General features: G+C 71.6%; 26 protein-coding genes. 17 read left to right on the top strand and 9 right to left on the bottom strand.

Annotated elements, in window-relative coordinates; all coding sequences use genetic code 11:
- Window positions 1–75: 75 nt before the first annotated feature.
- On the bottom strand, window positions 76–963 hold the full coding sequence (gene rbsK / locus IE267_RS06110) for a ribokinase (RefSeq protein ID WP_189762350.1): 888 nt from the start codon (window positions 961–963) through the stop codon (window positions 76–78).
- Window positions 964–1201: 238 nt separating this feature from the next.
- Here rbsK and IE267_RS06115 point away from each other — a divergent pair, with 238 nt between their 5' ends.
- The 9 genes from IE267_RS06115 (at window position 1202) to IE267_RS06155 (ending at window position 12813) form a co-directional block, all read left to right on the top strand.
- The gene (locus tag IE267_RS06115) at window positions 1202–1933 is read left to right on the top strand and encodes a VIT1/CCC1 transporter family protein (RefSeq protein WP_161245071.1); all 732 of its coding nucleotides are present in this window, start codon (window positions 1202–1204) and stop codon (window positions 1931–1933) included.
- Window positions 1934–2345: 412 nt separating this feature from the next.
- Window positions 2346–6911, top strand: a complete 4566-nt coding sequence (gltB, locus tag IE267_RS06120) for a glutamate synthase large subunit (RefSeq protein ID WP_167153884.1) — start codon at window positions 2346–2348, stop codon at window positions 6909–6911.
- Window positions 6904–8364 carry a glutamate synthase subunit beta gene (locus IE267_RS06125; RefSeq protein ID WP_167153886.1) on the top strand — a complete coding sequence of 487 codons (1461 nt, stop codon included), beginning with the start codon at window positions 6904–6906 and terminating at the stop codon, window positions 8362–8364. Before gltB ends, IE267_RS06125 begins: the two co-directional genes overlap by 8 nt.
- A gap of 195 nt (window positions 8365–8559) precedes the next feature.
- Window positions 8560–8778, top strand: coding sequence for a hypothetical protein (locus tag IE267_RS06130; protein WP_189762351.1), 219 nt, complete (start codon window positions 8560–8562; stop codon window positions 8776–8778).
- A gap of 14 nt (window positions 8779–8792) precedes the next feature.
- On the top strand, window positions 8793–9905 hold the full coding sequence (locus IE267_RS40090; protein WP_189762504.1) for a hypothetical protein: 1113 nt from the start codon (window positions 8793–8795) through the stop codon (window positions 9903–9905).
- Between the two features lie 207 nt (window positions 9906–10112).
- Window positions 10113–10832: a vWA domain-containing protein gene (locus tag IE267_RS06140; protein WP_161253199.1), complete on the top strand. Its 720-nt coding sequence runs from the start codon at window positions 10113–10115 to the stop codon at window positions 10830–10832.
- Window positions 10829–11365, top strand: coding sequence for a HutD/Ves family protein (locus tag IE267_RS06145; protein ID WP_229860766.1), 537 nt, complete (start codon window positions 10829–10831; stop codon window positions 11363–11365). Before IE267_RS06140 ends, IE267_RS06145 begins: the two co-directional genes overlap by 4 nt.
- Window positions 11366–11406: 41 nt before the next feature.
- On the top strand, window positions 11407–11946 hold the full coding sequence (locus tag IE267_RS06150) for a pyridoxamine 5'-phosphate oxidase family protein (protein ID WP_189762352.1): 540 nt from the start codon (window positions 11407–11409) through the stop codon (window positions 11944–11946).
- 144 nt (window positions 11947–12090) lie between these two features.
- Entirely contained in the window at window positions 12091–12813 is a 723-nt protein-coding gene (locus IE267_RS06155) for an SDR family oxidoreductase (protein WP_167153894.1), read from the top strand.
- 52 nt (window positions 12814–12865) lie between these two features.
- Here IE267_RS06155 and IE267_RS06160 read toward each other — a convergent pair whose 3' ends face one another.
- The gene (locus IE267_RS06160) at window positions 12866–13846 is read right to left on the bottom strand and encodes an acyl-CoA dehydrogenase family protein (protein WP_189762353.1); all 981 of its coding nucleotides are present in this window, start codon (window positions 13844–13846) and stop codon (window positions 12866–12868) included.
- Complete coding sequence (locus tag IE267_RS06165; RefSeq protein WP_189762354.1) at window positions 13843–15012, bottom strand: acyl-CoA dehydrogenase family protein; 1170 nt, start codon at window positions 15010–15012, stop codon at window positions 13843–13845. Before IE267_RS06165 ends, IE267_RS06160 begins: the two co-directional genes overlap by 4 nt.
- Before the next feature lie 96 nt (window positions 15013–15108).
- Here IE267_RS06165 and IE267_RS06170 point away from each other — a divergent pair, with 96 nt between their 5' ends.
- From IE267_RS06170 to IE267_RS06190, 5 genes are all read left to right on the top strand, one after another.
- Window positions 15109–15897, top strand: coding sequence for an SDR family oxidoreductase (locus IE267_RS06170; RefSeq protein ID WP_189762505.1), 789 nt, complete (start codon window positions 15109–15111; stop codon window positions 15895–15897).
- 21 nt (window positions 15898–15918) lie between these two features.
- Window positions 15919–16533 carry a TetR/AcrR family transcriptional regulator gene (locus IE267_RS06175; protein ID WP_167153900.1) on the top strand — a complete coding sequence of 205 codons (615 nt, stop codon included), beginning with the start codon at window positions 15919–15921 and terminating at the stop codon, window positions 16531–16533.
- Between the two features lie 111 nt (window positions 16534–16644).
- A complete protein-coding gene (locus IE267_RS06180) occupies window positions 16645–17802 on the top strand; it encodes an acetyl-CoA C-acetyltransferase (protein WP_189762355.1) in 1158 nt (385 codons plus the stop codon).
- 291 nt (window positions 17803–18093) lie between these two features.
- Window positions 18094–18297 (top strand): cold-shock protein, encoded by a 204-nt coding sequence (locus IE267_RS06185; protein ID WP_030362889.1) that lies wholly within the window; start codon window positions 18094–18096, stop codon window positions 18295–18297.
- Between the two features lie 122 nt (window positions 18298–18419).
- Complete coding sequence (locus IE267_RS06190) at window positions 18420–20096, top strand: DEAD/DEAH box helicase (protein WP_444545455.1); 1677 nt, start codon at window positions 18420–18422, stop codon at window positions 20094–20096.
- A gap of 72 nt (window positions 20097–20168) precedes the next feature.
- On the opposite strand, the gene IE267_RS06195 is transcribed toward IE267_RS06190, so the two are convergent.
- Together IE267_RS06195 and IE267_RS06200 are read right to left on the bottom strand one after the other, a co-directional pair.
- Window positions 20169–20378 carry a DUF397 domain-containing protein gene (locus IE267_RS06195; protein ID WP_167153906.1) on the bottom strand — a complete coding sequence of 70 codons (210 nt, stop codon included), beginning with the start codon at window positions 20376–20378 and terminating at the stop codon, window positions 20169–20171.
- On the bottom strand, window positions 20375–21211 hold the full coding sequence (locus IE267_RS06200; RefSeq protein ID WP_167153908.1) for a helix-turn-helix domain-containing protein: 837 nt from the start codon (window positions 21209–21211) through the stop codon (window positions 20375–20377). The genes IE267_RS06195 and IE267_RS06200 overlap by 4 nt, the downstream gene beginning before the upstream one ends.
- Before the next feature lie 106 nt (window positions 21212–21317).
- Here IE267_RS06200 and IE267_RS06205 point away from each other — a divergent pair, with 106 nt between their 5' ends.
- The 3 genes from IE267_RS06205 to IE267_RS06215 are packed head-to-tail and all read left to right on the top strand — an operon-like array spanning window position 21318 to window position 22124.
- A complete protein-coding gene (locus IE267_RS06205) occupies window positions 21318–21584 on the top strand; it encodes a hypothetical protein (protein WP_229860767.1) in 267 nt (88 codons plus the stop codon).
- A gap of 19 nt (window positions 21585–21603) precedes the next feature.
- Entirely contained in the window at window positions 21604–21861 is a 258-nt protein-coding gene (locus tag IE267_RS06210; RefSeq protein ID WP_167153910.1) for a hypothetical protein, read from the top strand.
- On the top strand, window positions 21858–22124 hold the full coding sequence (locus IE267_RS06215) for a hypothetical protein (RefSeq protein ID WP_167153912.1): 267 nt from the start codon (window positions 21858–21860) through the stop codon (window positions 22122–22124). Before IE267_RS06210 ends, IE267_RS06215 begins: the two co-directional genes overlap by 4 nt.
- Here IE267_RS06215 and IE267_RS06220 read toward each other — a convergent pair.
- The 4 genes from IE267_RS06220 to IE267_RS06235 are packed head-to-tail and all read right to left on the bottom strand — an operon-like array spanning window position 22121 to window position 25761.
- On the bottom strand, window positions 22121–23044 hold the full coding sequence (locus tag IE267_RS06220) for a tyrosine-protein phosphatase (protein WP_229860769.1): 924 nt from the start codon (window positions 23042–23044) through the stop codon (window positions 22121–22123). The genes IE267_RS06215 and IE267_RS06220 overlap by 4 nt on opposite strands.
- Before the next feature lie 34 nt (window positions 23045–23078).
- The gene (locus tag IE267_RS06225; RefSeq protein ID WP_189762357.1) at window positions 23079–24155 is read right to left on the bottom strand and encodes an NAD(P)H-dependent flavin oxidoreductase; all 1077 of its coding nucleotides are present in this window, start codon (window positions 24153–24155) and stop codon (window positions 23079–23081) included.
- Window positions 24152–24898 (bottom strand): CoA-transferase subunit beta, encoded by a 747-nt coding sequence (locus IE267_RS06230; protein WP_167153916.1) that lies wholly within the window; start codon window positions 24896–24898, stop codon window positions 24152–24154. The genes IE267_RS06225 and IE267_RS06230 overlap by 4 nt, the downstream gene beginning before the upstream one ends.
- Window positions 24895–25761 carry a CoA transferase subunit A gene (locus IE267_RS06235; RefSeq protein ID WP_189762358.1) on the bottom strand — a complete coding sequence of 289 codons (867 nt, stop codon included), beginning with the start codon at window positions 25759–25761 and terminating at the stop codon, window positions 24895–24897. The genes IE267_RS06230 and IE267_RS06235 overlap by 4 nt, the downstream gene beginning before the upstream one ends.
- Window positions 25762–25785 lie beyond the last annotated feature (24 nt).

Raw genomic sequence — 25785 nt, forward strand, 5'->3', positions numbered from 1 at the left:
CCCCCCCCCCCCCCACCCCCGCTCTGCTGGGCGCATGACTGCCCTGGCCGGCCTCCTCCCAGGCCCCCCGGAGGGCTACCCGTCGATCTCCGACCGGTACGGCATCGAGGTCACCGCACCCGGCCGCTGGACGGACAGCGCGGCCGCGGTCGACGCCCAGGTGAGCGCGTCCGTCATCGGGCGGCCCTCGGCGAGTGCCACCGCCAGGGCGCCCACGAACACGTCCCCGGCGCCGGTCGTGTCCACGGCCGTGACCGGCGGGGCAAGGACCGCCACCGGCTCCCGCTGTGCCCGGGACGCGTACAGACAGCCCCGCGCGCCGAGCGTGATCACGACCTCGGGCACGTGCGCGAGCAGCGCTTCGGCGGCGCGCTCCGGGTCGCCCGCGATGCCGGTGAGGGTGGCGGCCTCGTGCTCGTTGGGCACCAACAGGTCGGTGGCGGCGAGGAGTTCGGGCGGCAGCGGCCGGGCGGGCGCGGGGGTGAGGATCGTACGGACCCCGTTGCGCCGGGCCGCTTCGGCCCCCTCCACGACCGCGCTCATCGGGAGTTCCAGCTGGAGCAGCAGGGACCTGGCCTCGGCGATCACCGCGCGGTCCGCGTGGCTGAGCGAGGTGACGGAGCCGTTGGCGCCGGGGATGACGACGATCGAGTTGGCCCCGTCGCCGTCCACCACGATGTGGGCGGTGCCGGAGGGCCCCTCGGTGGTGCGCAGCAGATCGATGTCCACGCCCGAGGCCGCGAGCGTGGCCCGCAGCCGCCCGCCGAACTCGTCCGTGCCGACCGCGCCGATCATCGCGACCTCCGCCCCCGCCCGGGCGGCGGCCACGGCCTGGTTGGCGCCCTTGCCGCCGGGGACGGTACGGAACTCGTGGCCGGTGACGGTCTCGCCGTTGCGCGGGGCGGTCGTGACGTAGGCGACGAGGTCCATGTTGGTGCTGCCGAGCACGGTGATCCGGGTCATGCCGGGATTGTCTCCCGAGGGCGGCCGGTTCGGTGACCGGGGGCGCCCCGGCGCGTTCGGCGCAGAACGGGCGAAACGGCCGCTGACCTGCTGTTGAGCAAGGCCAGGCTTACTGAGTACACCCTCACTGAGTAAGGCCTTACTTGCTGGCGGGGCCCTTACATCGAGCGTATGTTCAACGGTGTTGAGGGGGAGCGGGACCTGATTGCTGCCCGCTGCCGAATGTGAGGGGACCACCGTGGCCATCATCGAGACCGAAGCGACGCTGCACGAGGCGCACCGCGACAACCACACGCACCGTGACGTCAACGGCGGCTGGCTGCGCCCGGCCGTGTTCGGCGCGATGGACGGACTGGTGTCCAACCTCGCCCTGATGACCGGAGTCGCCGGCGGCGAGGTGTCGCACCGCACCCTCGTCATCACCGGGCTCGCCGGTCTCGCGGCCGGCGCCTTCTCGATGGCGGCCGGCGAGTACACCTCGGTGGCCTCGCAGCGCGAGCTCGTCGAGGCCGAACTCGACATCGAGCGGCGGGAGTTGCGCAAGCACCCGGCCGACGAGGAGCGCGAGCTCGCCGAGCTCTACATGTCGCGGGGCGTCGAGCCGGCGCTCGCCCGCGAGGTCGCCCGGCAGCTGTCGCAGGACCCCGAGCAGGCGCTTGAGATCCACGCCCGCGAAGAACTCGGCATCGATCCCTCGGACCTGCCGTCGCCCACCGTGGCCGCGGTGTCCTCCTTCGCCTCCTTCGCGCTCGGCGCGCTGCTGCCGCTGCTGCCCTACCTGCTCGGCGCGTCCGCGCTGTGGCCGGCCGTGCTGCTCGCCCTCGTGGGCCTCTTCGGCTGCGGCGCGGTGGTCGCCAAGGTGACGGCCCGCTCGTGGTGGTTCAGCGGCCTGCGTCAGCTCGCCCTCGGCGGCCTGGCCGCGGCCCTCACCTTCGGCATCGGTTCGTTCTTCGGCACCGCCATCGGCTGACGCGGCACCCTCGGGCGCCGAAACGCCGAGGTTCCTCACACGGGGCGGTGCCGATCGGCACCGCCCCGTGTGACGTACGTCCTGCGCGCTGCCCGGCCTCAAGCCGTAGAATGGCGGAGTATGCATCGGCCCGAATAACTAATCGTTACTCGGCGGTTTCGGATCTTTTACCGCCGGGCATAGGCCGTACACACCCATAACCGCACTCCTGTGCGCCCCCGTGGGCAACGAAGCTCACGTCGGGGTGTCCGCATGTTGGAATGCGCTATCCGGTTCCCGAGATACGTTCCATCATGTAACCTGCACGAAATTTCAAGAGGGCCAGCGTCGTCCCTCGGTAATACGCCCCCCAAGCTCTCGAATCCGATCGAGCGGGGGAGCCCCCAATGCCACAACGACGACGGGAGAGCCGATGCGTTCCGACGCCTGGTCGCCCATGGACGGTCGCCCCGCCCAGCAGGGGATGTACGACCCCCGTAACGAGCACGACGCCTGCGGCGTCGGGTTCGTGGCCACCCTCACCGGGGTTGCCAGCCATGACCTGGTCGAGCAGGCCCTGACCGTACTGCGCAATCTGGAACACCGCGGTGCCACCGGCTCCGAGCCGGACTCCGGCGACGGCGCCGGCATCCTGCTCCAGGTTCCGGACGCGTTCCTGCGCGAGGTCAGTGACTTCGAGCTGCCCGAGGCCGGCTCGTACGCCGTCGGTATCGCCTTCCTGCCCCTGGAGGAGACCGAGGAGGCCGTCTCGCGGATCGAGACGATCGCCGGCGAAGAGGGCCTCACCGTGCTCGGCTGGCGCGAGGTCCCCGTCACCCCCGCGCTGCTCGGCAACGGCGCCCGCGCCACCATGCCCGCCTTCCGCCAGCTGTTCGTCAGCGACGGCAGCTCGGTCGGCATCGCGCTCGACCGCAAGGCCTTCGTGCTGCGCAAGCGCGCCGAGCGGGAGGCCGGTGTCTACTTCCCGTCGCTCTCCGCCCGGACCATCGTCTACAAGGGCATGCTGACCACCGGCCAGCTGGAGCCGTTCTTCCCGGACCTCTCCGACCGCCGCTGTGCCACCGCCGTCGCCCTCGTGCACTCGCGGTTCTCCACGAACACCTTCCCCTCCTGGCCGCTGGCCCACCCGTACCGCTTCGTCGCGCACAACGGCGAGATCAACACGGTCAAGGGCAACCGCAACTGGATGGTGGCCCGCGAGTCCCAGCTCGCGTCCAACCTGTTCAACTCCGGCGCCGGAAAGATCGACCGCATCTTCCCCGTCTGCACGCCGGACGCCTCCGACTCCGCGTCCTTCGACGAGGTGCTCGAACTCCTCCACCTCGGCGGGCGCTCGCTGCCGCACTCGGTCCTGATGATGGTCCCCGAGGCGTGGGAGAACCACGAGTCGATGGACCCGGCACGCCGTGCCTTCTACCAGTTCCACGCCACGATGATGGAGCCCTGGGACGGCCCGGCCTGCATCACCTTCACCGACGGCGTCCAGGTCGGCGCGGTCCTCGACCGCAACGGGCTCCGCCCGGGCCGCTACTGGGTGACCGACGACGGCCTCGTGGTGCTCTCCTCCGAGGTCGGCGTGCTCGACATCGACCCGGCGAAGGTCGTCCGCAAGGGCCGCCTCCAGCCCGGCCGGATGTTCCTCGTCGACACCGCCGAGCACCGCATCATCGAGGACGACGAGATCAAGGCGTCCCTCGCCGCGGAGAACCCGTACAAGGACTGGCTGGAGACCGGCGAGATCGAGCTGGAGGACCTGCCCGAGCGCGAGCACATCGTGCACACGCACGCCTCGGTCACCCGCCGCCAGCAGACCTTCGGCTACACCGAGGAAGAGCTCCGCGTCATCCTCGCGCCCATGGCCCGCACCGCCGGCGAGCCGCTCGGCTCGATGGGCACCGACTCGCCGATCGCCGCGCTCTCCGCGCGCCCCCGGCTGCTGTTCGACTACTTCACCCAGCTGTTCGCGCAGGTCACCAACCCGCCCCTGGACGCGATCCGGGAAGAGCTGGTCACCAGCCTGCGCTCCACGCTCGGCCCCCAGGGCAACCTCCTGGAGCCCACCGCCGCCTCGTGCCGCAGCGTCACACTGCCCTTCCCGGTCATCGACAACGATGAGCTGGCGAAGCTGATACACATCAACGCCGACGGCGACATGCCGGGCATGAAGGCCGCCACGCTCTCCGGTCTGTACCGGGTCTCCGGCGGCGGCGACGCGCTCGCCGCCCGCATCGAGGCCATCTGCCAGGAGACGGACGCCGCGATCGAGGGCGGCGCCCGCCTGATCGTCCTGTCCGACCGGCACTCCGACGCCGAGCACGCGCCGATCCCGTCGCTGCTGCTCACCGCCGCCGTCCACCACCACCTCATCCGCACCAAGCAGCGCACCCAGGTGGGTCTGCTCGTCGAGGCCGGTGACGTCCGCGAGGTGCACCACGTCGCGCTGCTCATCGGTTACGGTGCCGCGGCCGTCAACCCGTACCTCGCGATGGAGTCCGTCGAGGACCTCGTGCGGGCCGGCACCTTCATCGAGGGCCTGGAGCCCGAGCAGGCCATCCGCAACCTGATCTACGCGCTCGGTAAGGGCGTCCTGAAGGTCATGTCCAAGATGGGCATCTCGACGGTCGCCTCCTACCGCGGCGCCCAGGTCTTCGAGGCCGTCGGTCTCGACGAGGCTTTCGTGCAGAAGTACTTCATCGGCACCGCCACCAAGATCGGCGGCGCCGGTCTCGACGTCGTCGCCAAGGAGGTCGCCGCCCGGCACGCCAAGGCCTACCCGGCCTCCGGTGTCCCCTCGGCGCACCGCGCCCTGGAGATCGGCGGCGAGTACCAGTGGCGCCGCGAGGGCGAGCCGCACCTGTTCGACCCCGAGACGGTCTTCCGTCTCCAGCACGCCACCCGCAACAAGCGCTACGACATCTTCAAGCAGTACACGGACCGCGTGAACGAGCAGTCCGAGCGCCTCATGACCCTGCGCGGACTGTTCGGCTTCAACTCGGAGCGCGAGCCGATCCCCCTCGACGAGGTCGAGCCGGTCTCCGAGATCGTCAAGCGCTTTTCGACCGGCGCCATGTCGTACGGCTCCATCTCGCGCGAGGCGCACGAGACGCTCGCCATCGCCATGAACCAGCTGGGCGGCAAGTCCAACACCGGTGAGGGCGGCGAGGACGCGGACCGCCTGTACGACCCGGCGCGCCGCTCCTCCATCAAGCAGGTCGCCTCCGGCCGCTTCGGTGTGACCAGCGAGTACCTGGTCAACGCGGACGACATCCAGATCAAGATGGCGCAGGGCGCCAAGCCCGGCGAGGGCGGCCAGCTGCCCGGCCACAAGGTCTACCCGTGGGTCGCCAAGACCCGGCACTCCACCCCGGGCGTCGGCCTCATCTCGCCGCCGCCGCACCACGACATCTACTCCATCGAGGACCTGGCTCAGCTGATCCACGACCTCAAGAACGCCAACCCGGCGGCGCGCATCCACGTGAAGCTCGTGTCCGAGGTCGGCGTCGGAACGGTCGCCGCGGGTGTCTCCAAGGCGCACGCGGACGTCGTCCTCATCTCCGGCCACGACGGCGGCACCGGCGCGTCCCCGCTGACCTCGCTCAAGCACGCGGGCGGCCCCTGGGAGCTCGGCCTCGCCGAGACCCAGCAGACCCTGCTGCTCAACGGCCTGCGCGACCGCATCGTGGTGCAGACCGACGGTCAGCTCAAGACCGGCCGTGACGTGATCATCGCCGCGCTGCTCGGCGCCGAGGAGTTCGGTTTCGCGACCGCGCCGCTCGTCGTGTCCGGCTGCGTCATGATGCGCGTCTGCCACCTCGACACCTGCCCCGTCGGCATCGCCACCCAGAACCCGACGCTGCGCGACCGCTTCTCGGGCAAGCCCGAATTCGTCGTGAACTTCTTCGAGTTCATCGCCGAAGAGGTCCGCGAGATCCTCGCCGAGCTCGGCTTCCGCACCATCGAGGAGGCCGTCGGCCACGCCGAACTCCTCGACACCGACCGGGCCGTGACGCACTGGAAGGCCCAGGGCCTCGACCTGGAGCCGCTGTTCTACGTGCCGGAGCTGCCCGAGGGCGCCGTGCGCCACGCGCTGGTCCCGCAGGACCACGGTCTCGCGAAGGCGCTGGACAACGAGCTCATCAAGCTCGCCGCCGACGCCCTGGAGGCCGACTCCGCCGAGGCCGCCCAGCCGGTCCGCGCGCAGATCGCGATCCGCAACATCAACCGGACCGTGGGCACCATGCTCGGCCACGAGGTGACGAAGAAGTTCGGCGGTGCGGGCCTGCCCGACGACACCATCGACATCACCTTCACCGGCTCGGCCGGCCAGTCCTTCGGCGCCTTCCTGCCGAGCGGTGTGACCCTGCGCCTGGAGGGCGACGCCAACGACTACGTCGGCAAGGGCCTCTCCGGCGGCCGCGTCGTCGTCCGTCCCGACCGGGGCGCCGACCACCTCGCCGAGTACTCGACGATCGCGGGCAACACCATCGCGTACGGCGCGACCGGCGGCGAGCTGTTCCTGCGCGGCCGCACCGGCGAGCGCTTCTGCGTCCGCAACTCGGGTGCCACGGTCGTCTCGGAGGGCGTGGGCGACCACGGCTGCGAGTACATGACCGGCGGGCACGCGGTCGTCCTCGGCGAGACCGGGCGCAACTTCGCGGCCGGCATGTCCGGCGGCATCGCCTACGTCATCGACCTGGACCGCGACAACGTCAACTCCGGGAACCTGGGCGCCGTCGAGTCCCTCGACGACACCGACAAGCAGTGGCTGCACGACGTCGTGCGCCGCCACTTCGAGGAGACCGGCTCGACGGTCGCCGAGAAGCTGCTCGCCGACTGGTCCGTGAACGTGGACCGCTTCAGCAAGATCATCCCGACCACGTACAAGGCAGTGCTCGCCGCCAAGGACGCCGCTGAGCTCGCCGGCCTCTCCGAGCAGGAGACCACCGAGAAGATGATGGAGGCGGCGACCAATGGCTGACCCCAAGGGCTTCCTGACCACCGGGCGCGAGGTCGCCAAGACCCGCCCGGTGGGCGAACGAGTCAAGGACTGGAACGAGGTCTACGTTCCCGGTTCGCTGCTGCCGATCATCAGCAAGCAGGCCGGGCGCTGTATGGACTGCGGCATCCCGTTCTGCCACAACGGCTGTCCGCTCGGGAATCTGATCCCCGAGTGGAACGACTACGCCTACCGCGAGGACTGGCAGGCCGCGTCCGAGCGCCTGCACGCCACCAACAACTTCCCGGAATTCACCGGGCGGCTGTGCCCGGCTCCCTGTGAGTCGGCGTGCGTGCTCGGCATCAACCAGCCCGCCGTCACCATCAAGAACGTCGAAGTCTCCATCATCGACAAGGCGTGGGACACGGGCGACGTCCGGCCGCAGGCGCCCGAGCGGCTGTCCGGCAAGACCGTCGCGGTCATCGGCTCGGGCCCGGCCGGCCTCGCCGCCGCCCAGCAGCTGACCCGGGCCGGACACACGGTCGCCGTGTACGAGCGCGCCGACCGCATCGGCGGCCTGCTGCGCTACGGCATCCCCGAGTTCAAGATGGAGAAGGTGCACATCAACCGCCGCATCGAGCAGATGCGCGCGGAGGGCACCAAGTTCCGCACCGAGGTCGAGATCGGCCGCGACATCGACGCCGCCAAGCTGCGCAAGCGCTACGACGCGGTCGTCATCGCGGCCGGTGCCACGGTCTCGCGCGACCTGCCGGTCCCCGGCCGCGAGCTGAACGGCATCCACTTCGCGATGGAGTACCTGCCGCTCTCCAACAAGGTGCAGGAGGGCGACTTCGTCACCCCGCCGATCACCGCCGAGGGCAAGCACGTCGTGGTCATCGGCGGCGGCGACACCGGCGCGGACTGTGTGGGCACCGCCCACCGTCAGGGCGCGGCCTCCGTCACCCAGCTGGAGATCATGCCGAGGCCGGGCGACGAGCGGAACCCGGGCCAGCCCTGGCCGACGTTCCCCATGCTCTACAAGGTGACCTCGGCGCACGAGGAGGGCGGCGAGCGCGTCTACTCCGTCTCGACCACCCACTTCGAGGGCGACGAGGACGGCAACGTGCAGTCCCTGCACCTGACCGAGGTCGAGTTCATCGACGGCAAGCTGACGCCGAAGCCCGGCACGGAGCGGGCGATCCCCGCGCAGCTGGTCACCCTCGCCATGGGCTTCACCGGCACCGACCAGGCCAACGGTCTCGTCCAGCAGTTCGGCCTCGAACTGGACGAGCGCGGTAATGTGGCCCGTGACGCGGACTTCGCGACCAACGTCGACGGTGTGTTCGTCGCCGGTGACGCGGGCCGCGGCCAGTCCCTGATCGTCTGGGCGATCGCCGAGGGCCGCTCCGCGGCGCGCGGCGTCGACCGCTACCTGACCGGCGCGAGCGACCTGCCCGCCCCGATCCGCCCCACGGACCGCGCCCTCACGGTCTGACCCCTCATCGTCCCGTACAACGACGTACGGAACTGACCGGCGCCCGCCCCACTGTCCCCGACCGGACGACTGGGCGGGCGCCGCGGCATGTCCGGGGCCCGGCCGGTCGACGGGTCGGGGCCGCGCCACATATTGACTATTAGTCAATTGCGCCTCAGTCTCGGGACGAGCCGCCGTCCGACTTCGGGAGGTCCCGTGAGCAACGAAGCGCTGTCCCACCTGAGCACGGAGCTGGGGGCGCCGCCACCGGCCTCCCTCGGCCGCCTGACGGAGGATCAACTCACCTATCTGACAGGCGCGTTGAGCAAGGAACGCGGAAGCCGCGCGGCCGGTCTCGGTGAGGCCGCCGAAGCGGCCCTCGGGCTCGTGCCCGCCCTGGCCCGCGGCCCCGTCCGCCGCATCCTCTTCAAGTGAGGCCGGTGACTGCCATGGACACCCGCGACCCGCTCCGCACCCGCGCCGAGATCGAGAAGCTCGCCGCCCTCCTGGACGAGCGCCCCGAACGGCTCGCCTTCCTCGCCGACCTGCCCGCGGACGATCTGCGCACCCTGCGCGAACAGGCCGTGGCCGCCCTGTTCGACGGCATGCCCGACATGCTCGACCGCATCGCCAAGGCCACCAGACTCGTACCGGCCGGCGTCGCCGCCGCCATCTCGCAGAAGGCTCTCGGCCCACGGCTGGCCGCCGCCGTCGCGGGCCGCCTGGAGCCGGCCCGGGCCGCCGACATCATCGAGAAGCTGCCCGTCGCCTTCACCGCCGCGTCCTGCGCACACCTCGATCCCCGACGCATCGGGGGCATCGTCGACCGCCTCGACGAGAACCTGCTCGTACGGATCTCCGTCGCCCTCGCCGAACGCGGCGACCATCTCACCATGGGCCGCTTCGTCGGTCATCTGCGCGACTCGGTGCTCGTCCGCGTCCTGCCGCAGGTCGACGACGCGGTGGTGCTGCGCACCGGGTTCGCCGTGGACCAGCCCCAACGCCTGGGCGACATCGTCGAGTTGATGGGCGAGGACCGCCTGGCCCGGGTCATCGCCTCGGCCGCCGACGGCCTGTGGCCGGAGGCCCTCGCGGTCGCCGGCATGGTGACGGGAGAACAGCGCGCCCGCATCGCCACCCTCGCCGCCCGCCTGCCCCAGGACCGCCTCGACGCCCTGGTCCGCACGACGGCGGAGCAAGGCCTGTGGGAGTCCCTGCTCCCGCTGGTGGCCCTCCTGTCCGAAGAGGACCGCCGGGCGGTGGCCCTCCTCCCGTCCCTCACCGACCCCGAGGTCCTGTCCGGAATGGTCCCGGCGGTGGTGGCAACGGCTCTGTGGGCGGAGTTCCTCCCCCTGGTGGAACTGCTCCCCGAGCCCTCCCGCACGGCGGTGGCCGAGGCGGCGGGGGCATTGGGGGACGAGGACCTGGACGCCCTGGCGCGCGAGGTCGACAAACAGAACCTCTGGGATCTGGTCCTGCCCCTGGTGGAGCTGATGCCGGACCGGGCCAAGGAACGGATCTTCGCCCTGCCCGCCTTCCAGGACCAGGGGGAGAGCACCTGACCTTTCACGGCGCTGATGCCGGGGGCTTCAAGTTCCGCTCGGGGGTCGGGTGTTCGGGTGTGGGTCGCATGCGGCGGTCGCGCCCGCGCGTGGAGCCGCGCACAGGGCAAGCCGAACGAGACCGCACACCTCCGGCCGGGCGGAGCCCACCCGCACCGCCAAAGCGGCGTACCCTCGTCACCCGCACCCCGGCGCGAAGGGAGCCGCATGCCCGCCCTGTCCCTCCAGAAGGTGGAGGAGCGCGCCCCCGCGCTCGTCTCCCTCTACAAACACGCCGCCGCGTCCCTGGAGAAGTACGGCCTCGACGACGAGACGGCCGCCGTCTACCTCGTCGTCGACCACTCCGGCTCGATGCGCCCGTACTTCAGGGACGGCAGCGTGCAGGCGCTGGCCGACCGCGTGCTCGGCCTCTCCGCGCACCTCGACGACGACGGCCGCGTCCCGGTCGTGTTCTTCTCCACGGACATCGACGCCGAGACCGAGATCGCCCTGCACAACCACCAGGGCCGCATCGAGCGGATCGTGGCCAACCTCGGCCGCATGGGACGCACCAACTACCACGTGGCGATGGACGCCGTCATCGACCACTACCTGGAGAGCGGCGCGAGCGCCCCCGCGCTCGTCGTGTTCCAGACCGACGGCGGTCCGAGCAGCAGGCTCGCCGCCGAGCGCTACGTCTGCAAGGCGGCGAACCTGCCCATGTTCTGGCAGTTCATCGGCTTCGGTGACCCCCGCGGCCATCAGTTCGACTTCCTGCGCAGGCTCGACGAGTTGGCCGTCCCCGAGCGCCGCCGCGTCGACAACGCGGGCTTCTTCGCCGCCGGTACCGACCCGCGCCGGACGACCGACGCCCAGCTCTACGACCGGCTGCTCGGCGAGTTCCCGCAGTGGCTGCGCGCCGCCCGGGCGGAAGGGATCGTACGGTGAGGACGCTGCGAGCCGCCGACCTGCGAGCCGTGCCGTGGCGCAACGGCGGCGGGGTGACCCGGAACATCCTGGCCCACCCCGAGGGGGCGGGGACCGCCGACTTCGTGTGGCGGGTCAGCCTCGCCGATGTCGGCGCGGACGGCCCGTTCTCCGGATTCCCGGGGGTGGACCGCATCCTGACCGTCGTCGAGGGCGCCGGCATGGACCTTCTGGTGGGGGGCCGACGCCGGCTCGTGGACGAGAGGTTCGTGCCGCAGCGCTTCCCCGGCGACGCCCCCACCGACTGCCGGCTCCTGGCCGGCCCGGTCGTCAACTTCAACGTGATGTTCCGCCGGGGCACCCCCGCCCCGACGGTCGCCGTGGTGCGGGGCGGGCTGACGGTCGCCGGGCCCGCCCTGGTCGTCGCCCTGGACGCACCCGCCCACGTCGGCGGCGTCCTTCTCGACCCCTACGACGCCCAGCTCGTCGAACCGGGCGCGACGACGGTACGGGCCGAGGGCCACGCGGCCGTCGTCACCCTTCCGGCCCGGTAATCCGGACAGGGGATGTCGGGTATCCGGGGTTTCCTGGAACCATGGAAACCAAAGACACGGCGACCACGCCGACAGCGCCCCCGGCGCGGGACTGGAGCGCGTTCCACCGGGCCGAGCCGCAGTTCGCCGCCCTCGCCGAGGCCCGCTTCAAGAAGTACAAGCACCACGTCCTGGGCACCCTGCGCAGGGACGGCTCGCCCCGGGTGACCGGCCTTGAGGTGGATTTCCGGGACGGCGAGCTGTTGCTGGGCATGATGCCCGGTTCGATGAAGGCCCTCGACCTGCTGCGCGACCCGCGATTCTCGGTGCAGGCCAACCCGGGCCCGGACGCCGAAATGGCCGACGGTGACGTACGGGTCAGCGGGCGCGCGGTGCGGGTCACCGACCCGGCCGCGCTCGCGTCCTTCGTCGCGCAGGCGTCGCCGCCCGAACCGTTCCTCCTCTTCCGCGTCGAGCCGACCGAGGTCGTGTACACCGGCATCGAGAACGACGAGATGGTCGTACGCGTCTGGCGGCCCGGCACCGCGCTGCGCACCCTCAGACGCGGCAACGGCGCGGAATCGGTGCGCGAGGACGCCTGAACCATCAGCCGTGAGCCGTGAGCCGTGAGCCGTGAACCCCGGACCGCGAACCCCAGGAACGACGAACGGCGAACCGCGAACCGCGAGCCGCCGCGCGTTACAGTCGCCCGGGCACGCGGCGGGTTCGAGGACCGAGGAGAGTTCATGAGCGACGGCAGGCACGACAGCGGCGTGGTCACCCTCGTCACCGGCGGGGCGAGCGGGATCGGCGCCGCGACGGTCCGGCGGCTCCTGGCCGCCGGGCACCGGGTCGCGGTCACCGGTCGCGACCAGGCCAGGCTGGACGCGTTCGCGGGCGAACTGGGCGCGGGGGAGCGGGTGTTGGCGATCGCGGCCGATACCACGGACCTCGCGTCCGTCGGCGCCGCGGTCGAAGCGACGCTGAAGACGTTCGGGCGGCTCGATCACGTCGTGGCCAACGCCGGGTTCTCCACCCACGACAACCTCGCCGACGGCGACCCCGACCACTGGCGCGAGATGCTGATGGTCAATGTGCTCGGCCCCGCCGTCCTGGTGAAGGCCGCGCTGCCCGCCCTCACCGAGAACGGCGGCCGCATCGTGATGGTCGGCAGCACCGCGGGGATCAAGAACACCCCGGGCAACATGTACTCGGTGACCAAGGGCGCGCTCACCTCGCTCGCCGAGAACACCCGCGTCCTGGTCACCGGCTCGGGCGTCGGCGTGACCCTGGTCGCGCCCGGCCGGGTGGACAGCCCGTTCTGGGAGAGCCACCCGACGGGCGTGGTCCCGGACGGCCCGGCGATGACCCCCGATCAGGTGGCCGAGGCCATCGTCTGGACGCTCGCCCAGCCCTCCGGGGTCGAGGTGAACCAGGTGGTGGTCCGCCCCACCGGCCAGGTCCACTGACCCAGTCGGCCACGGCCCGGCCCGCCCCCCTGGCGCGGGCCGCACGATCCACTCAACCGGCCAGCACCCGCGCCCGGCACTCGCCGGGCGAGCCCCAGGCATCCCTGAGCGGCCGGGCCTTGCGCAGCCACAGCGACAGGTCGAGCTCCTGCGTGTAGCCGACCGCGCCGTGCAGTTGCAGCGCGGTGCGGGCGGCGCCGTACGCGGCCTCCCCGGCCGTCACCTTCGCCGCGGCCACCTCGCCCGGCGCGAGCGACAGCGCGGCCGCGTACAGCAGCGGCCGGGCGAACTCGATCGCGATCAGGGTGTCCGCGAGCCGGTGCTTGACCGCCTGGAACGAGCCGATCGGCGCCCCGAACTGGGTGCGCTGCTTGACGTACGCCACCGTCCGGGACAGCAGGGCCTCGGTGACCCCGAGGCTCTGCCCGGCCGCGGCGAGCCGCGCCCAGCCGGTGGCGTGGGCGACGGCATCGGCCAACTCGGGCCCTGCGTAAAGCAGTTCGCCGCCGGGAAGTGGTCGCGCCAGGCGCCGCGCCGGGTCGGCCGACGGCTGGACGGGCCCGTGCCCCGGGGCGAGCCGCAGCTCGTGGTCCGCCACGACGAGCACCGCGTCCGCCACGTCCGCGTCGAGCGCGTAGGGGCCCGCGCCGGGCAGCAGCACGCTCGCCACGCACCCGCCCGAGGCGATGCCGGGCAGCAGCCGTTTGGCGGGGCCGTCCTCGCCCAGTTCTGCGAGTCGGGCGAGCAGCGCGGCGGCGGCCACCGTCTCCACGACCGGGCCGGGCACGGCATGCCGCCCCAACTCCACGCAGGAGAGCGCGAGTTCGACCGCCAGGCAACCGAGCCCCTCGTACGCCTCGGGCACCCCGAGCGCGAACACCCCCGCGCCGGCGAGCCGCGACCAGACGTCGCGCCCGGGGCCCGCGTCCCCCGAGGCCCAGGCCCGTATCGCCGCGGAGGTACCCGCCGCGCCCAGCATCGCGTCCAGGGAGTGGGCGAAGTCCAGCTGTTGCGAGGTGAGCAGAAACCTCATCGGCGGCCCTTCGGCAGGCCGAGCAGCCGCTCGGCGATGATGTCGCGCTGGATCTCGTTCGTCCCGGCGTAGATGGGACCGGCCAGGGCGAAGACATGCCCCTCGGCCCAACTCCCGTGCCCGGGCGCCTCTTCGGCGTCGTCGGACAGCTCCCCGTACGGGCCGAGCAGGTCGAGCGCGCATTCGTGCAGGGCGATGTCGTACTGGGACCAGAACACCTTGTTGAGGCTGGACTCGGCGCCGATCGCCCCGCCCTCGGCGAAGCGGGAGGCCCCCGCGCTGGTGAAGAGCTGGTAGGCGCGCGCCCCGATCACCGCGTCCGCGACCCGGTCGCGCAGCGCGGTGTCCGCCGGGTCGCCCGCCGTGCGCCACAGTTCCACCAGCCGCGCGGCCGAGGCCAGGAAACGGCCGGGGGAGCGGAGCATCAGGCCGCGCTCGTTGCCGGTCGTCGACATGGCGATCCGCCAGCCCGCGCCGGGCTCGCCGATCACGTCCTCGTCCGGCACGAAGACGTCGTCGAGGAAGAGTTCGGCGAAGGCGGGCTTGCCGTCGAGGCGTCCGACGGGGCGGACGCCGACCCCCGGTGCCCGCAGGTCGAACATCAGATAGGTCAGGCCCTGATGGGGCTTGGCGGCCGCGGGGTCGCTGCGGAAGATACCGAAGGCGCGGTCGGCGAACGCGGCCCGTGAGGACCAGGTCTTCTGCCCCGAGAGCAGCCAACCCCCTTGGGTGCGCACCGCCTTGGACCGCAGCGACGCGAGGTCGGAGCCCGCCTCGGGCTCGGACCAGGCCTGCGCCCAGATCGTCGCGCCGCTCGCCATGTCCGGCAGGATGCGCGCCCGCTGCTCGGGCGTGCCGTGGTCGAAGAGGGTGGGCGCGAGGAGGTTGATGCCGTTCTGCGAGACGCGGCCGGGCCCACCCGCCGCGAAGTACTCCTCCTCGAAGACCAGCCAGCGGAAGATGTCGACGCCCCGCCCCCCGTACTCCTCGGGCCACGACACCACCGACCACCGGTCCGCGGACAGCCGGGCCTCCCACTCCCGGTGGGCCGCGAAACCGGCCGCGGTCTCCAGCGAGGGGAGCGGGGTGGACGGAACGTGCGCGGCGAGCCAGTCGCGCGCCTCGGCCCGGAAGGCCTCCTGATCGGGCGTGGGGTCCAGGTCCATGGGTGCGGCACACCATCCTTCCCTAACAAGTGTTTGGTAGGTTAACGTGGCGCCGTGACGGACAACAAGGCTCAGGTGTCGGTCGGCCAGGCCCGGGTGACGGACAACAAGGCTCAGTACGTACCGGGCCACGGGCTGCTCGACGGTCGCACCGCCGTCGTCACCGCGGCGGCCGGCGCCGGGATCGGCGGGGCCACCGCCCGCAGGCTCCTCGAAGAGGGCGCCCGCGTCGTCATCGGCGACGCCCACGCCCGCCGCCTGAAGGAGACCGAGGAGGCGCTCGCCGCGGAGTTCGGCGCGCACCGCATCGCCTCCGTCCCCTGCGACGTGACCGACGAACAACAGGTCGCCGCCCTCTTCGCGCTCGCCGCACGCGAACACGGCGGGCTCGACATCGTCGTCAACAACGCCGGTCTGGGCGGCACTTGCTCCCTCGTCGACATGACCGACGAGGCCTGGTCCAAGGTCCTCGACGTCACCCTCAACGGCACCTTCCGCTGCACCCGGGCCGCCCTGCGCGCCTTCAAGGACTCGGGCCGGGGCGGCGTGATCGTCAACAACGCCTCCGTCGTCGGCTGGCGCGCCCAGGCAGGCCAGGCCCATTACGCCGCCGCCAAGGCGGGCGTCATGGCGCTCACCCGGTGCGCGGCCGTCGAGGCCGCCGCCTACGGCGTGCGCGTCAACGCGGTCGCCCCCAGCCTCGCCATGCACCCGCACCTGGTGAAGGTCACCTCCGCCGAACTGCTCGAAGAGCTCACCGCCCGCGAGGCGTTCGGCCGCTACGCCGAACCGTGGGAGGTCGCCAACGTCATCGTGTTCCTGGCCAGCGGCTACTCCTCGTACCTCACCGGCGAGGTCGTCTCCGTCAGCAGCCAGCACGCCTAGCCGGGGCAGCACAATGGTCCGGTGCCGACGAACAAGAAGAAGACGCAGGTGACCGCCTCGCCCGAGCGGCGGCGCGAACTCCTCGCCACCGCGGCCGAGGTGTTCGCCGCCCAGGGCTACAACGCGACCACCGTGCGCCGGATCGCAGACGAGGCGGGCCTGCTCGCGGGCAGCCTCTACTACCACTTCGACTCCAAGGAGTCGATGCTCGACGAGATCCTCTCGGCCTTCCTGGACGAGCTCTGGGAGGGCTACGACGGCGTACTCGCCGCCGGACTCGGGCCTCGCGAGACCATCGAGGCCCTGGTCACCGAGTCCTTCCGGGAGATCGACCGGCACCGCGCCGCCGTCGCGATCTACCAGAAGGAGTCCCGGCACCTGGCCGTGCTGCCCCGCTTCCGCTATCTGACCGAATCCCAGCAGAAGTTCGAGAAGGCCTGGCTGGGGACGCTGGAGCGCGGCGTCGCGGCGGGCGCGTTCCGCACCGACCTCGACATCCGCCTCACCTACCGCTTCGTGCGCGACACCGTGTGGGTCGCCGCGTCCTGGTACCGGCCCGGAGGCGGACACAGCCCGGAGGAGATCGCCCGCCAGTACCTCTCGATGGTCCTGGACGGAATCGCCGTACGCACCTGACCCGCATCCGCACCTGACCCGCGCCCGTACCTGACCCGCATCCGTACCTGACCCGCACCCGTACCTGACGCGCACACGCACGTAACTCGTATACGTATCTGGGGAGTTGGCATGGCCGAGGCCTACATAGTCGAAGCGGTACGCACCCCGGTGGGCCGGCGCGGCGGAGGGCTCTCCGCGGTCCACCCCGCCGACCTCGGCGCCCACGTACTGAAGGCGCTCGTCGAGCGCTCCGGCGTCGACCCGGCCGCCGTCGAGGACGTGGTCTTCGGCTGCCTGGACACCGTGGGCCCCCAGGCCGGCGACATCGCCCGCACGTCCTGGCTGGCCGCGGGTCTGCCCGAGGAGGTGCCCGGTGTCACCGTCGACCGTCAGTGCGGCTCGTCCCAGCAGGCCGTCCACTTCGCGGCCCAGGGCGTCCTGTCGGGCACCCAGGACCTGGTGGTGGCCGGCGGCACCCAGAACATGTCGATGATCCCGATCGCGTTCGCCTCGCGGCAGGCCGCCGAACCGCTCGGCCTGACCGACGGCCCCTACCTCGGCAGCGAAGGCTGGCGGGCCCGCTACGGCGACGCGCCCGTCAACCAGTTCCACGGCGCGCAGCTGATCGCCGAGAAGTGGGGCATCACGCGCCGCGACATGGAGGAGTTCGCCCTGCGCTCGCACCGGCGGGCCCTGCGGGCCATCGACGAGGGCCGCTTCACGCGCGAGTGCGTCGCCTACGGGGAGGTCACCACGGACGAGGGGCCGCGCCGGGACACCACCCTGGAGAAGATGGCGGCGCTGCGGCCCGTCCTGGAGGGCGGCACCATCACCGCGGCCTGTTCGTCCCAGGTCTCCGACGGCGCGGCCGCCCTCCTCATCGCATCCGAGCGCGCCGTCGCCGAACACGGCCTGACCCCGCGCGCCCGCGTCCACCACCTCTCGGTGCGCGGCGAGGACCCCATCCGCATGCTGTCCGCGCCCATCCCCGCCACCGCGTACGCCCTGAAGAAGGCCGGGATGAAGATCGACGACATCGACCTGGTCGAGATCAACGAGGCCTTCGCCCCGGTGGCGCTCGCCTGGCTCAAGGAGACCGGCGCCGACCCGGCCCGCGTCAACGTCAACGGTGGCGCGATCGCGCTCGGCCACCCGCTCGGCGCGACCGGTGTGAAGCTCATGACGACCCTGCTGCACGAACTGGAGCGCACCGGAGGCCGCTACGGCCTCCAGACGATGTGCGAGGGCGGCGGCCAGGCCAACGTGACGATCATCGAGCGCCTCTGAGACGTGCCGCGCCCGGCCCCGGGGGGCGCCCCGTCCACGCAGCACCGGCGTCCTGGTCGGTGCAGCACCGGCGCCCCCGTTAGTGACGTGCCCCACGGACGGGCCACAGGGGGTCGTGCTATCGTGGTGGCTGTTGCAGTTTTGGTACCCATATACTTTATGTGCGCCTGACGGGAATGATCCTCAGGCGCATTATTTGTTTCCGGGGTTTCTCCGGATGGGCTCAATGCGGCGACGAGGAATCCGTAAACCGCGGATTTCCGGAACTGCCCCTGTCTTAGGAGAAATGACATGGCTACTGGCACCGTGAAGTGGTTCAACTCGGAAAAGGGCTTCGGCTTCATCGAGCAGGACGGCGGCGGCCCCGACGTCTTCGCCCACTACTCCAACATCGCCTCCTCCGGCTTCCGTGAGCTCCTTGAGGGCCAGAAGGTCTCCTTCGAGGTCACCCAGGGCCAGAAGGGCCTGCAGGCGGAGAACATCGTCCCCGCCTAATCGCCGACGAGGCGTATTTTGCAGCCGCGGATTCCGTGGCTCGCGAATTTCGCAGCCGGGGCCCGCACCCTCAGGTGCGGGTCCCGGCTTGTGCTGTCTTGTCCCAGGAAGGCAAATTCCGTATGACGCGCATGACCAGCAAGCGCCCCGGTGCCGGTTCCGGTGCCGGTACCGGCTCCCGTTCCGGTTCCGGTTCCAGTTCCGGTGCCCGCAGGAGCTCCGGCCGCCCCGCCGCCAAGTCCGCGAAGCCCGCCAAGGGCCGCACGATGGCGCCGCAGGGCGAGTTCACACTGCCGGAGACCCTCACCCCCGCGCTGCCGGCCGTCGAGGCCTTCGCCGACCTGGACATGTCCGCGGCGCTGCTCAAGACGCTCGACGCGCAAGGCGTGACCGAGCCGTTCCCGATCCAGGGCGCCACCCTGCCGAACTCGCTCGCGGGCCGCGACATCCTCGGCCGCGGGCGCACCGGCTCCGGCAAGACCCTCGCCTTCGGCCTCGCCCTGCTCGCCCGCACCGCGGGCCGGCGCGCCGAGCCCAGGGCGCCGCTCGCCATGGTCCTCGTGCCGACGCGCGAGCTCGCCCAGCAGGTCACCGACGCGCTCACGCCGTACGCCACGGCCGTGAACCTGCGCCTGACCACCGTCGTCGGCGGCCTCTCCATCACCAAGCAGGCGAACGCGCTGCGGCGCGGCGCCGAGGTCATGGTGGCCACCCCGGGCCGGCTCAAGGACCTCATAGAGCGGGGTGACTGCTCGCTGGAGAACGTGGGCATCACCGTCCTCGACGAAGCCGACCAGATGGCCGACATGGGCTTCATGCCGCAGGTCGTGGCGCTGCTCAAGCAGGTCGAGCCGGACGGGCAGCGGATGCTGTTCTCGGCCACCCTGGACGCCAACATCGACCGCCTGGTCCGGATGTTCCTCACCGACCCGGTCGTGCATTCCGTCGACCCGTCGGCGGGCGCTGTCACCACGATGGAACACCACGTCCTGTACGTCATGGACGAGACGGACAAGAAGGCCGTCACCACGCGGATCGCGGCCCGCGACGGCCGGGTGATCATGTTCCTGGACACCAAGCGTTCGGTGGACCGGCTGGTCAAGCGGCTCCTCGCGAGCGGGGTCCGGGCGGCCGGTCTGCACGGCGGACGCTCCCAGCCGCAGCGCAACCGCACCCTCGACCAGTTCAAGAACGGTCAGGTCACCGCGCTGGTCGCGACGAACGTCGCGGCGCGGGGCATCCACGTCGACGACCTCGACCTGGTGGTCAACGTCGACCCGCCGACCGACCACAAGGACTACCTGCACCGCGGCGGGCGCACCGCCCGCGCGGGCGAGTCGGGCAGCGTCGTCACGCTGGTCCTGCCGGACGAGAAGCGTGAGATGACCAAGCTCATGTCGTTCGCGGGCATCCGGCCGCGGACGGCCGAGATCAAGTCGAGCTCCGAGGAGCTCGTACGGGTCACGGGCGCGCGCGAGCCGTCCGGCGTGCCGGTCGTCATCGAGGTCCCGGCCCAGCCGGAGCCCAAGCGGGCGTCCTCCGGCGGCCGCAGCCGGGGTTCCCGCGGCGGCCGCGCCCAGGGCCCGGCCCAGGGCGGTGCCGCCTCCCGCTCCCAGGGCGGGCGCGGCCAGGGTGCGGCTGCCCGTACGCAGGGCGGCGCTGCCCGTGCGCAGGGCAGTGGTGCTGCTCGTACGCAGGGTGGCGGTGCTGCCCGTGCGCAGGGATCGTCGGCGTCCCGCTCCGCGGGCGGGCGCGGGCGCGGCCAGGGCGGCGCGGGCCGGGGCCGGGCCGGAGCCTGATCTCCTTCGACAGCCGCAAGCCCCGCCCCTTCCGAAGTGAAAGGGCGGGGCTTACTGGTGGCGCTCGCGACGTCAGTTGGCGCCGAGCTCTCCGGCCTTGATGCTTCCTACGAAGGAAGAGAAGGCATGCGTACGGAGGCTCAGGGCAGGGCCGTTGGGTGCCTTGGAGTCACGGACGGGGACCAGGCCGCGCGTGGCGGCGAGGTTCGTGGCGACCTCGATGCACTGGCCGCCGTTGCCGCTGTACGAACTCGTGAACCAGCGGGGGGATTCGGTCGTCACTTGAAACCCTTTCCTACTTGCTCGATCAGGGCCAGGGACGCCGCCTGGGGCAGCGCCTCGGCTTGAAGCTGATGGTACGCCTTCAATATGGGCACGACAGCGGCATTGTCCCGCTCCAGGTTGCTCCGCTGCGACGACTCGGCGTACGACATGATCGAGCGGTCCGGCATGGTCAACAAGGTCACCGGCAGGGTGAACGGTCTGCGTGCCCCCATCGTGAACGGGGCGACCTGGAGGAGAGTGTGCGGCATCTCCGCGAACTCCAGCAGACGGGCGAACTGAGCCTCCATGACTGAAGAGTCCCCCATCGGCCTGCGGATGCAACTCTCATCCAGTACGGCGTGGATCAAGGGGGACGGGGTGCGGGCCAGGATGGCTTGACGCCGGATCGCCAACTCGACGCGTTCCTCCGCCTGTTCGGGCGTACTTGCCTCCCGCCGTACCGCGTCCGCCTCCAGTGTTGCCGCGTACTCCCTGGTTTGCAGCAGGCCGGGGATGACGCCCACTTCGTACAGCCGCAGCTCTACGGCCCGCGCTTCGTGCGTGACGTACTCCGGGAATCCCTCCAGCAGGGAGCCCTGACGCATTTTCCGGAACTCGTGCTCGAACGCGTCCGCGCTGCCGGTGAGGCGGAACACCCGGTCCGCGCTACGCGAGAAGCGAAGGGTCGGAGGCTTGCGACCAGTTTCGATCGCCGAGATATGCACACTGGAGTAGTCCATGAGGTCGCCGAGGTGATCTTGCGTCCAGCCCCGGCCCTCCCGCAGGCTGCGCAGACGCGCCCCGAAGGCCTCTTGTGGTGAGCCGTCCGGCGTCAACTCCTTCCGGTTCAAGGGCTGTTCACCGACCTTTCGTTCCGATCCAACAGATTGAACGGTTCCCTCGTCTGGGCCACGCTGAATCCCCCCGGTAGTGGTTCCGCTACGGAGAGGAGTTGTCGTGTCTGGTGAGAATAGGGCCGTCGGGAGCCCGCCGCCGCCGACTTGTCGTACATGCCCGGCCGAGGAAGCCGTCGAGTACGCGGTGGATACGGCGAACGGCGACAGGATCGGCGTGGTGCAGGAGCGCTTCGCGGGGAGCGTGTACCTGCGCCCGCCGGGTGGCGGCGTGGAGTGGGCCACCCGGCCCGAGGCCCTGCGGCCCCTTTCGGCCGTCGAGCTCGGCCGGGCGCAGGTGCTCAACTCCCCGGTGAAGAGGAGTTGTTGATGTGTAGGGCGTGGTTCCGATGAGCGCCCGGTCGACGGCCCGGAACGTGCGCTACCGCGTCAGCTCGCACCCGGACGGCGGGCTGAGCGTCTCGGCGTACTGCCTGGCCGACTGCTGCTCCTGGGTCGTGCTGCCGACGGCCGAGCACGAGAAGGCGAGCCAGGAGATGTGCCACCACACGGCCGGCACGGGGCACGCGCTGTTCTCGCGCACGGTGCAGGACATGGCGGTGGTGACCTTGGCCGACCCGGCCGAGGATGCGGGGGCCGGATCATGATGCTGGACTTCGCCGCCCTGCGGACCACGGACTTCCGGAAACCACGGCCCGGCCCCGCCGGCCCCGGGCGCTGCGCCGCGTGCGCCATGGTCGTCGAGATCATCAAGGAGGTGTGCGCATCTCGCGACCCGGAGCTCCTGGAGTTCTGCGTCGAACTCGGCTTTGTGCACGCGGTGGTCGGGCACCCGTGGGACCGCAGCGAAGAGCGCCGCTACTTCCTCGCTCGACTACGGGGCGAGGAACCCGATCCGGACAGACCCTAGGCCACCAGTCGGGCCCGCAGCCCCGCCAAGTCGGGCAGGGTCAGCCCCAGCCCCCGCGTCAGGTATCCGTACAAGTCCCTGTACTGAGAGGCGAGTTGGGACAGTGCCGCGTCGAGGTAGTCGACCCGCACCTCTTGGAGCGGGATGAGCAGATCCGGGTTCTGCATCACCCCGGACTGCTTCAGACCGGCCCGGAGTGCCGCGTCCGCCGCCGCCCGGAAGGTGTTGGACGCCAGGTAGTCCCCCCGTGCCGTCGCCTCGGGCACGCCCACCGCGCGCAGGAGTACGTAACTCAGCCACCCCGTACGGTCCTTGCCCGAGGTGCAGTGGAGGAGCAGGGGGCCGCGGCCCGAAGCGAGGTCCTTCAGGGTCGCCCCGAACTGTGCGCGGGCGGCGGGGTCGGAGACGAAGGCCCCGTACACCGTGCGCATCAGCGCCTCCGCCTTCCCGTGGCCCAGCATCGCGTCCTGCGTCGCCGGGTCCTTCGACCCGATCGCGGTCAGCATCTGCGTGTACAGGCCGCTGTCGGTGACCGGGCGCGATGTCGGGGCGAGCCCGGGCGGCAGCCGGTCGGGGCCGTCGTACTGCAGCTCGAACGGCGTCCGGAAGTCGACCACTTCGCGCAGCCCGAGCCGCCCGAGCGCCGCCACGTCCGCGTCCGTCACCTTGTTCAGCGCGTCGGCCCGGTAGGCGACCCCGTACCGGACGCGTTCGCCGTCGTACGTCCCGTAGCCGCCCAGGTCACGGACGTTCACCGCGCCCTGCAGCACGATCTGGTGGATCGGCGCGGCGGTCTGGTGGTGCGAGGCGGCCGCGGCCGCCGGCACGGTCGCGGGCAGCACGCCCATCGCCAGGGCCGTGGCGGCCGCGGCGACAGCGCCCCGGGCGACTCGTGTCACCCTTCGGGTGGAGTGGTTCATGGTGATCCGTCAACTCCCGTGTGCAATAGGGTTGTTACCGCACGTTCCGCAGCGCGCCCAGGGTGCGCGCCGCCTCCTCCATCACCCGGCCGACCAGCTCCGCACAGCTCGGCAGATCCTCGATGACCCCGGCCACCTGGCCCGAGGCCATCACCCCGAGGTCCGTGCGACCCTCGACCATGGACGCCCGCAGCAGCATCGGCGTGTTCGCCGCGAGCAGTGTCTGACTCCACGTCAGGTCCTTGCCGTGCTTCATCGCCAGTCCGTCGCGGACCAGTTGGGGCCAGGACAGGCCGGAGATCCTGCGGAACCCGGATGCGCGCCGCACCGCCTGCGCGAGGGCGCGGGCACGGCCCCCGGCCTCCAGGGACCTGACGAGCTCCGTGCGGAGCATGCGGTGCGGCAGGCCGTCCACGGCCGTGGTGACCGCGATGTCCTTGACCGTCGCCTCCAGGTACTTCGCCTTCACCGCGTCCGGCACCGTCGAGTCGGAGGTCAGCAGGAAGCGCGTGCCCATCGCGACGCCCGCCGCGCCGTAGGCGAGCGCCGCCACCAGGCCCCGGCCGTCGTGGAAGCCGCCCGCGGCGATCACCGGAATGTCCACGGCGTCCACGACCTGCGGCAGCAGCACGGTCGTCGCGACCTCGCCGGTGTGGCCGCCGCCCTCGCCGCCCTGCACGATCACCGCGTCCGCGCCCCACGCCGCGACCTTCTCGGCGTGCCGCCGGGCCCCGATGGACGGGATCACGACGACCCCCGCGTCCTTCAGTTCGGCGATGAGTTCGCGGGAGGGGGCGAGCGCGAAGGACGCCACGCGCACGCCCTCCTCGATGATGATCCGCACCCGTTCGCGGGCATCGGCGGCATCGGCCCGCAGATTGACGCCGAACGGCTCCCCGGTACGGGACGTGACCTCGCGGACGGCCCCCCGCAGCTCGGCGGTCGTCATCGTCGCGGAGGCGAGGATGCCGAGGGCACCCGCGTTCGCGGTGGCCGAGACCAGGCGGGGGCCCGCGACCCAGCCCATGCCGGTCTGCACGATCGGGTGCCGCACGCCCACCAGCCTGGTCAGGGCCGTCCCGATCCGGGGCTCCGCGGGCGCGGCCGTCATGGCCGCACCTCGCGATCGCGCAGCCCGTCCGGGTCGATGACCTCGCGGATCAGGCGGAGCTCCTCGGGGGTGGGCTCCCGGGTGTACGCCGGCTCGTCCGCCACCGCGAGCTCGAACGCCGTTGCCTCGCCGACCTCGTCGAGGGTGACGCCGGGGTGCAGGGACGCGAGCCGCATCGAGTGGTCCGGGGTCGCGAAGTCGAAGACGCCCAGATTGCTCACCACCCGCGGGATGCGGTGGTAGCGGGTCGCGGAGGGGCCCGCGGCCGCCGCGCTGTCGTAGCCCACGCCGCTGATCATGTCGACCTTCGGCACGAACACCCGCGTCGAATGCTTCGGCACCCAGTAACTCACCGGATTGTTCAGGGTGTTGACCGGTGCGCCGCGCACCCCGAGGAGCTGGCGGGCGGGCCGCTCCCAGGCGCCGATGCAGGAGATGTTCTGGTTGCCGAACCGGTCGATCTGGCTCGCGCCCATCATCACGTGCCGCCGGCCGCCGGTCACCATCGCCAGGTGCCTGCGGTAGGGCAGCCAGCCCTCGGGCCTCCCGTCGGGTCCGACCAGCATCGCCTCGCCGTCGGTGAGCAGCAGGTCGGGCGAGAACGTGTGCCGTGCGAGCCGGGCCCCGACCGACGGGATCAGGCCCATGGGGCTGGCGAGCACCTCCCCGTTGTCGCGCCAGGCCTCGGCGCAGGCGATCACGCAGTACTCGGCGCGGGTCACCCGCACGGCGCTCGTCGTCACTTCTGCTCCTCGTGCCAGCTCTGCACCGCGGACTGGTAGGACTTCTCGTCGGGCCCGGACAGGAAGCGCTCGGCGAACTCGGCCCAGGGCGTGGTCGCGTACAGCTTCTGGAACGCCTCGTCCCGCCCGTAGTCGGGCACGCAGGACGTGAAGTGGGCCCCGTTCGGGCACTCCACGACCCCGGTCACCGCGTACCGGCCGACCAGCAGGGACTGCGGCACCACGCCCCCCGGGCCGCTCCCGCCGTCGTCCCCGAACGCGTCCACGATCCGCTCGCACGAGAGGTACGCGCTGTCGGCTGCTTCGCAGAACAGGTCGTCGAAGTACGGGTCGGGGCCCAGGTACTGGCCGTTGCCGAGCCGGTCGGCGCGGTTGAGGTGGACGAGCGCCGCGTCCATGCGCAGGGCGGGCATGGCGACGAACGTCTCGCCGTCCTCGTACGGTGAAGTCACCGTGCGCAGGTCGGGGTTGACCCGCATCACGTCCGAGCCGATGCCCGCCCGGACCGGCAGGAACGGCAGCCGATTGGCGGCGGCGTGCAGCCCCCACATGAACATCGCCTCGTCGACCTCCACGAGCTCGAAGGCGCCCCCCTGGCGCGCGGCGCGGAAGTGCGGCTCCAGCGGGATCGAGTCGAGCGTGGCGAACGGCGCGACCAGCTTGCGCACCCTTCCGGCGGCCGCGAGCAGGCCGACGTCCGGACCCCCGTACGAGATCACCGTCAGGTCGGTGACGGGGGAGCGGAGCAGGGCGCGCACCAGGGCCATCGGCTTGCGGCGCGAGCCCCAGCCGCCGATGCCCAGCGTCATGCCGCTGCTCAGCCGGGCGACGACGTCCTCCGGCGTCATGGTCTTGTCCGTCACGAAGAGGCCTCCTCGGTGGCCGCC

The organism is Streptomyces xanthochromogenes (assembly GCF_014650455.1).
GTDB lineage: Bacteria > Actinomycetota > Actinomycetes > Streptomycetales > Streptomycetaceae > Streptomyces > Streptomyces xanthochromogenes.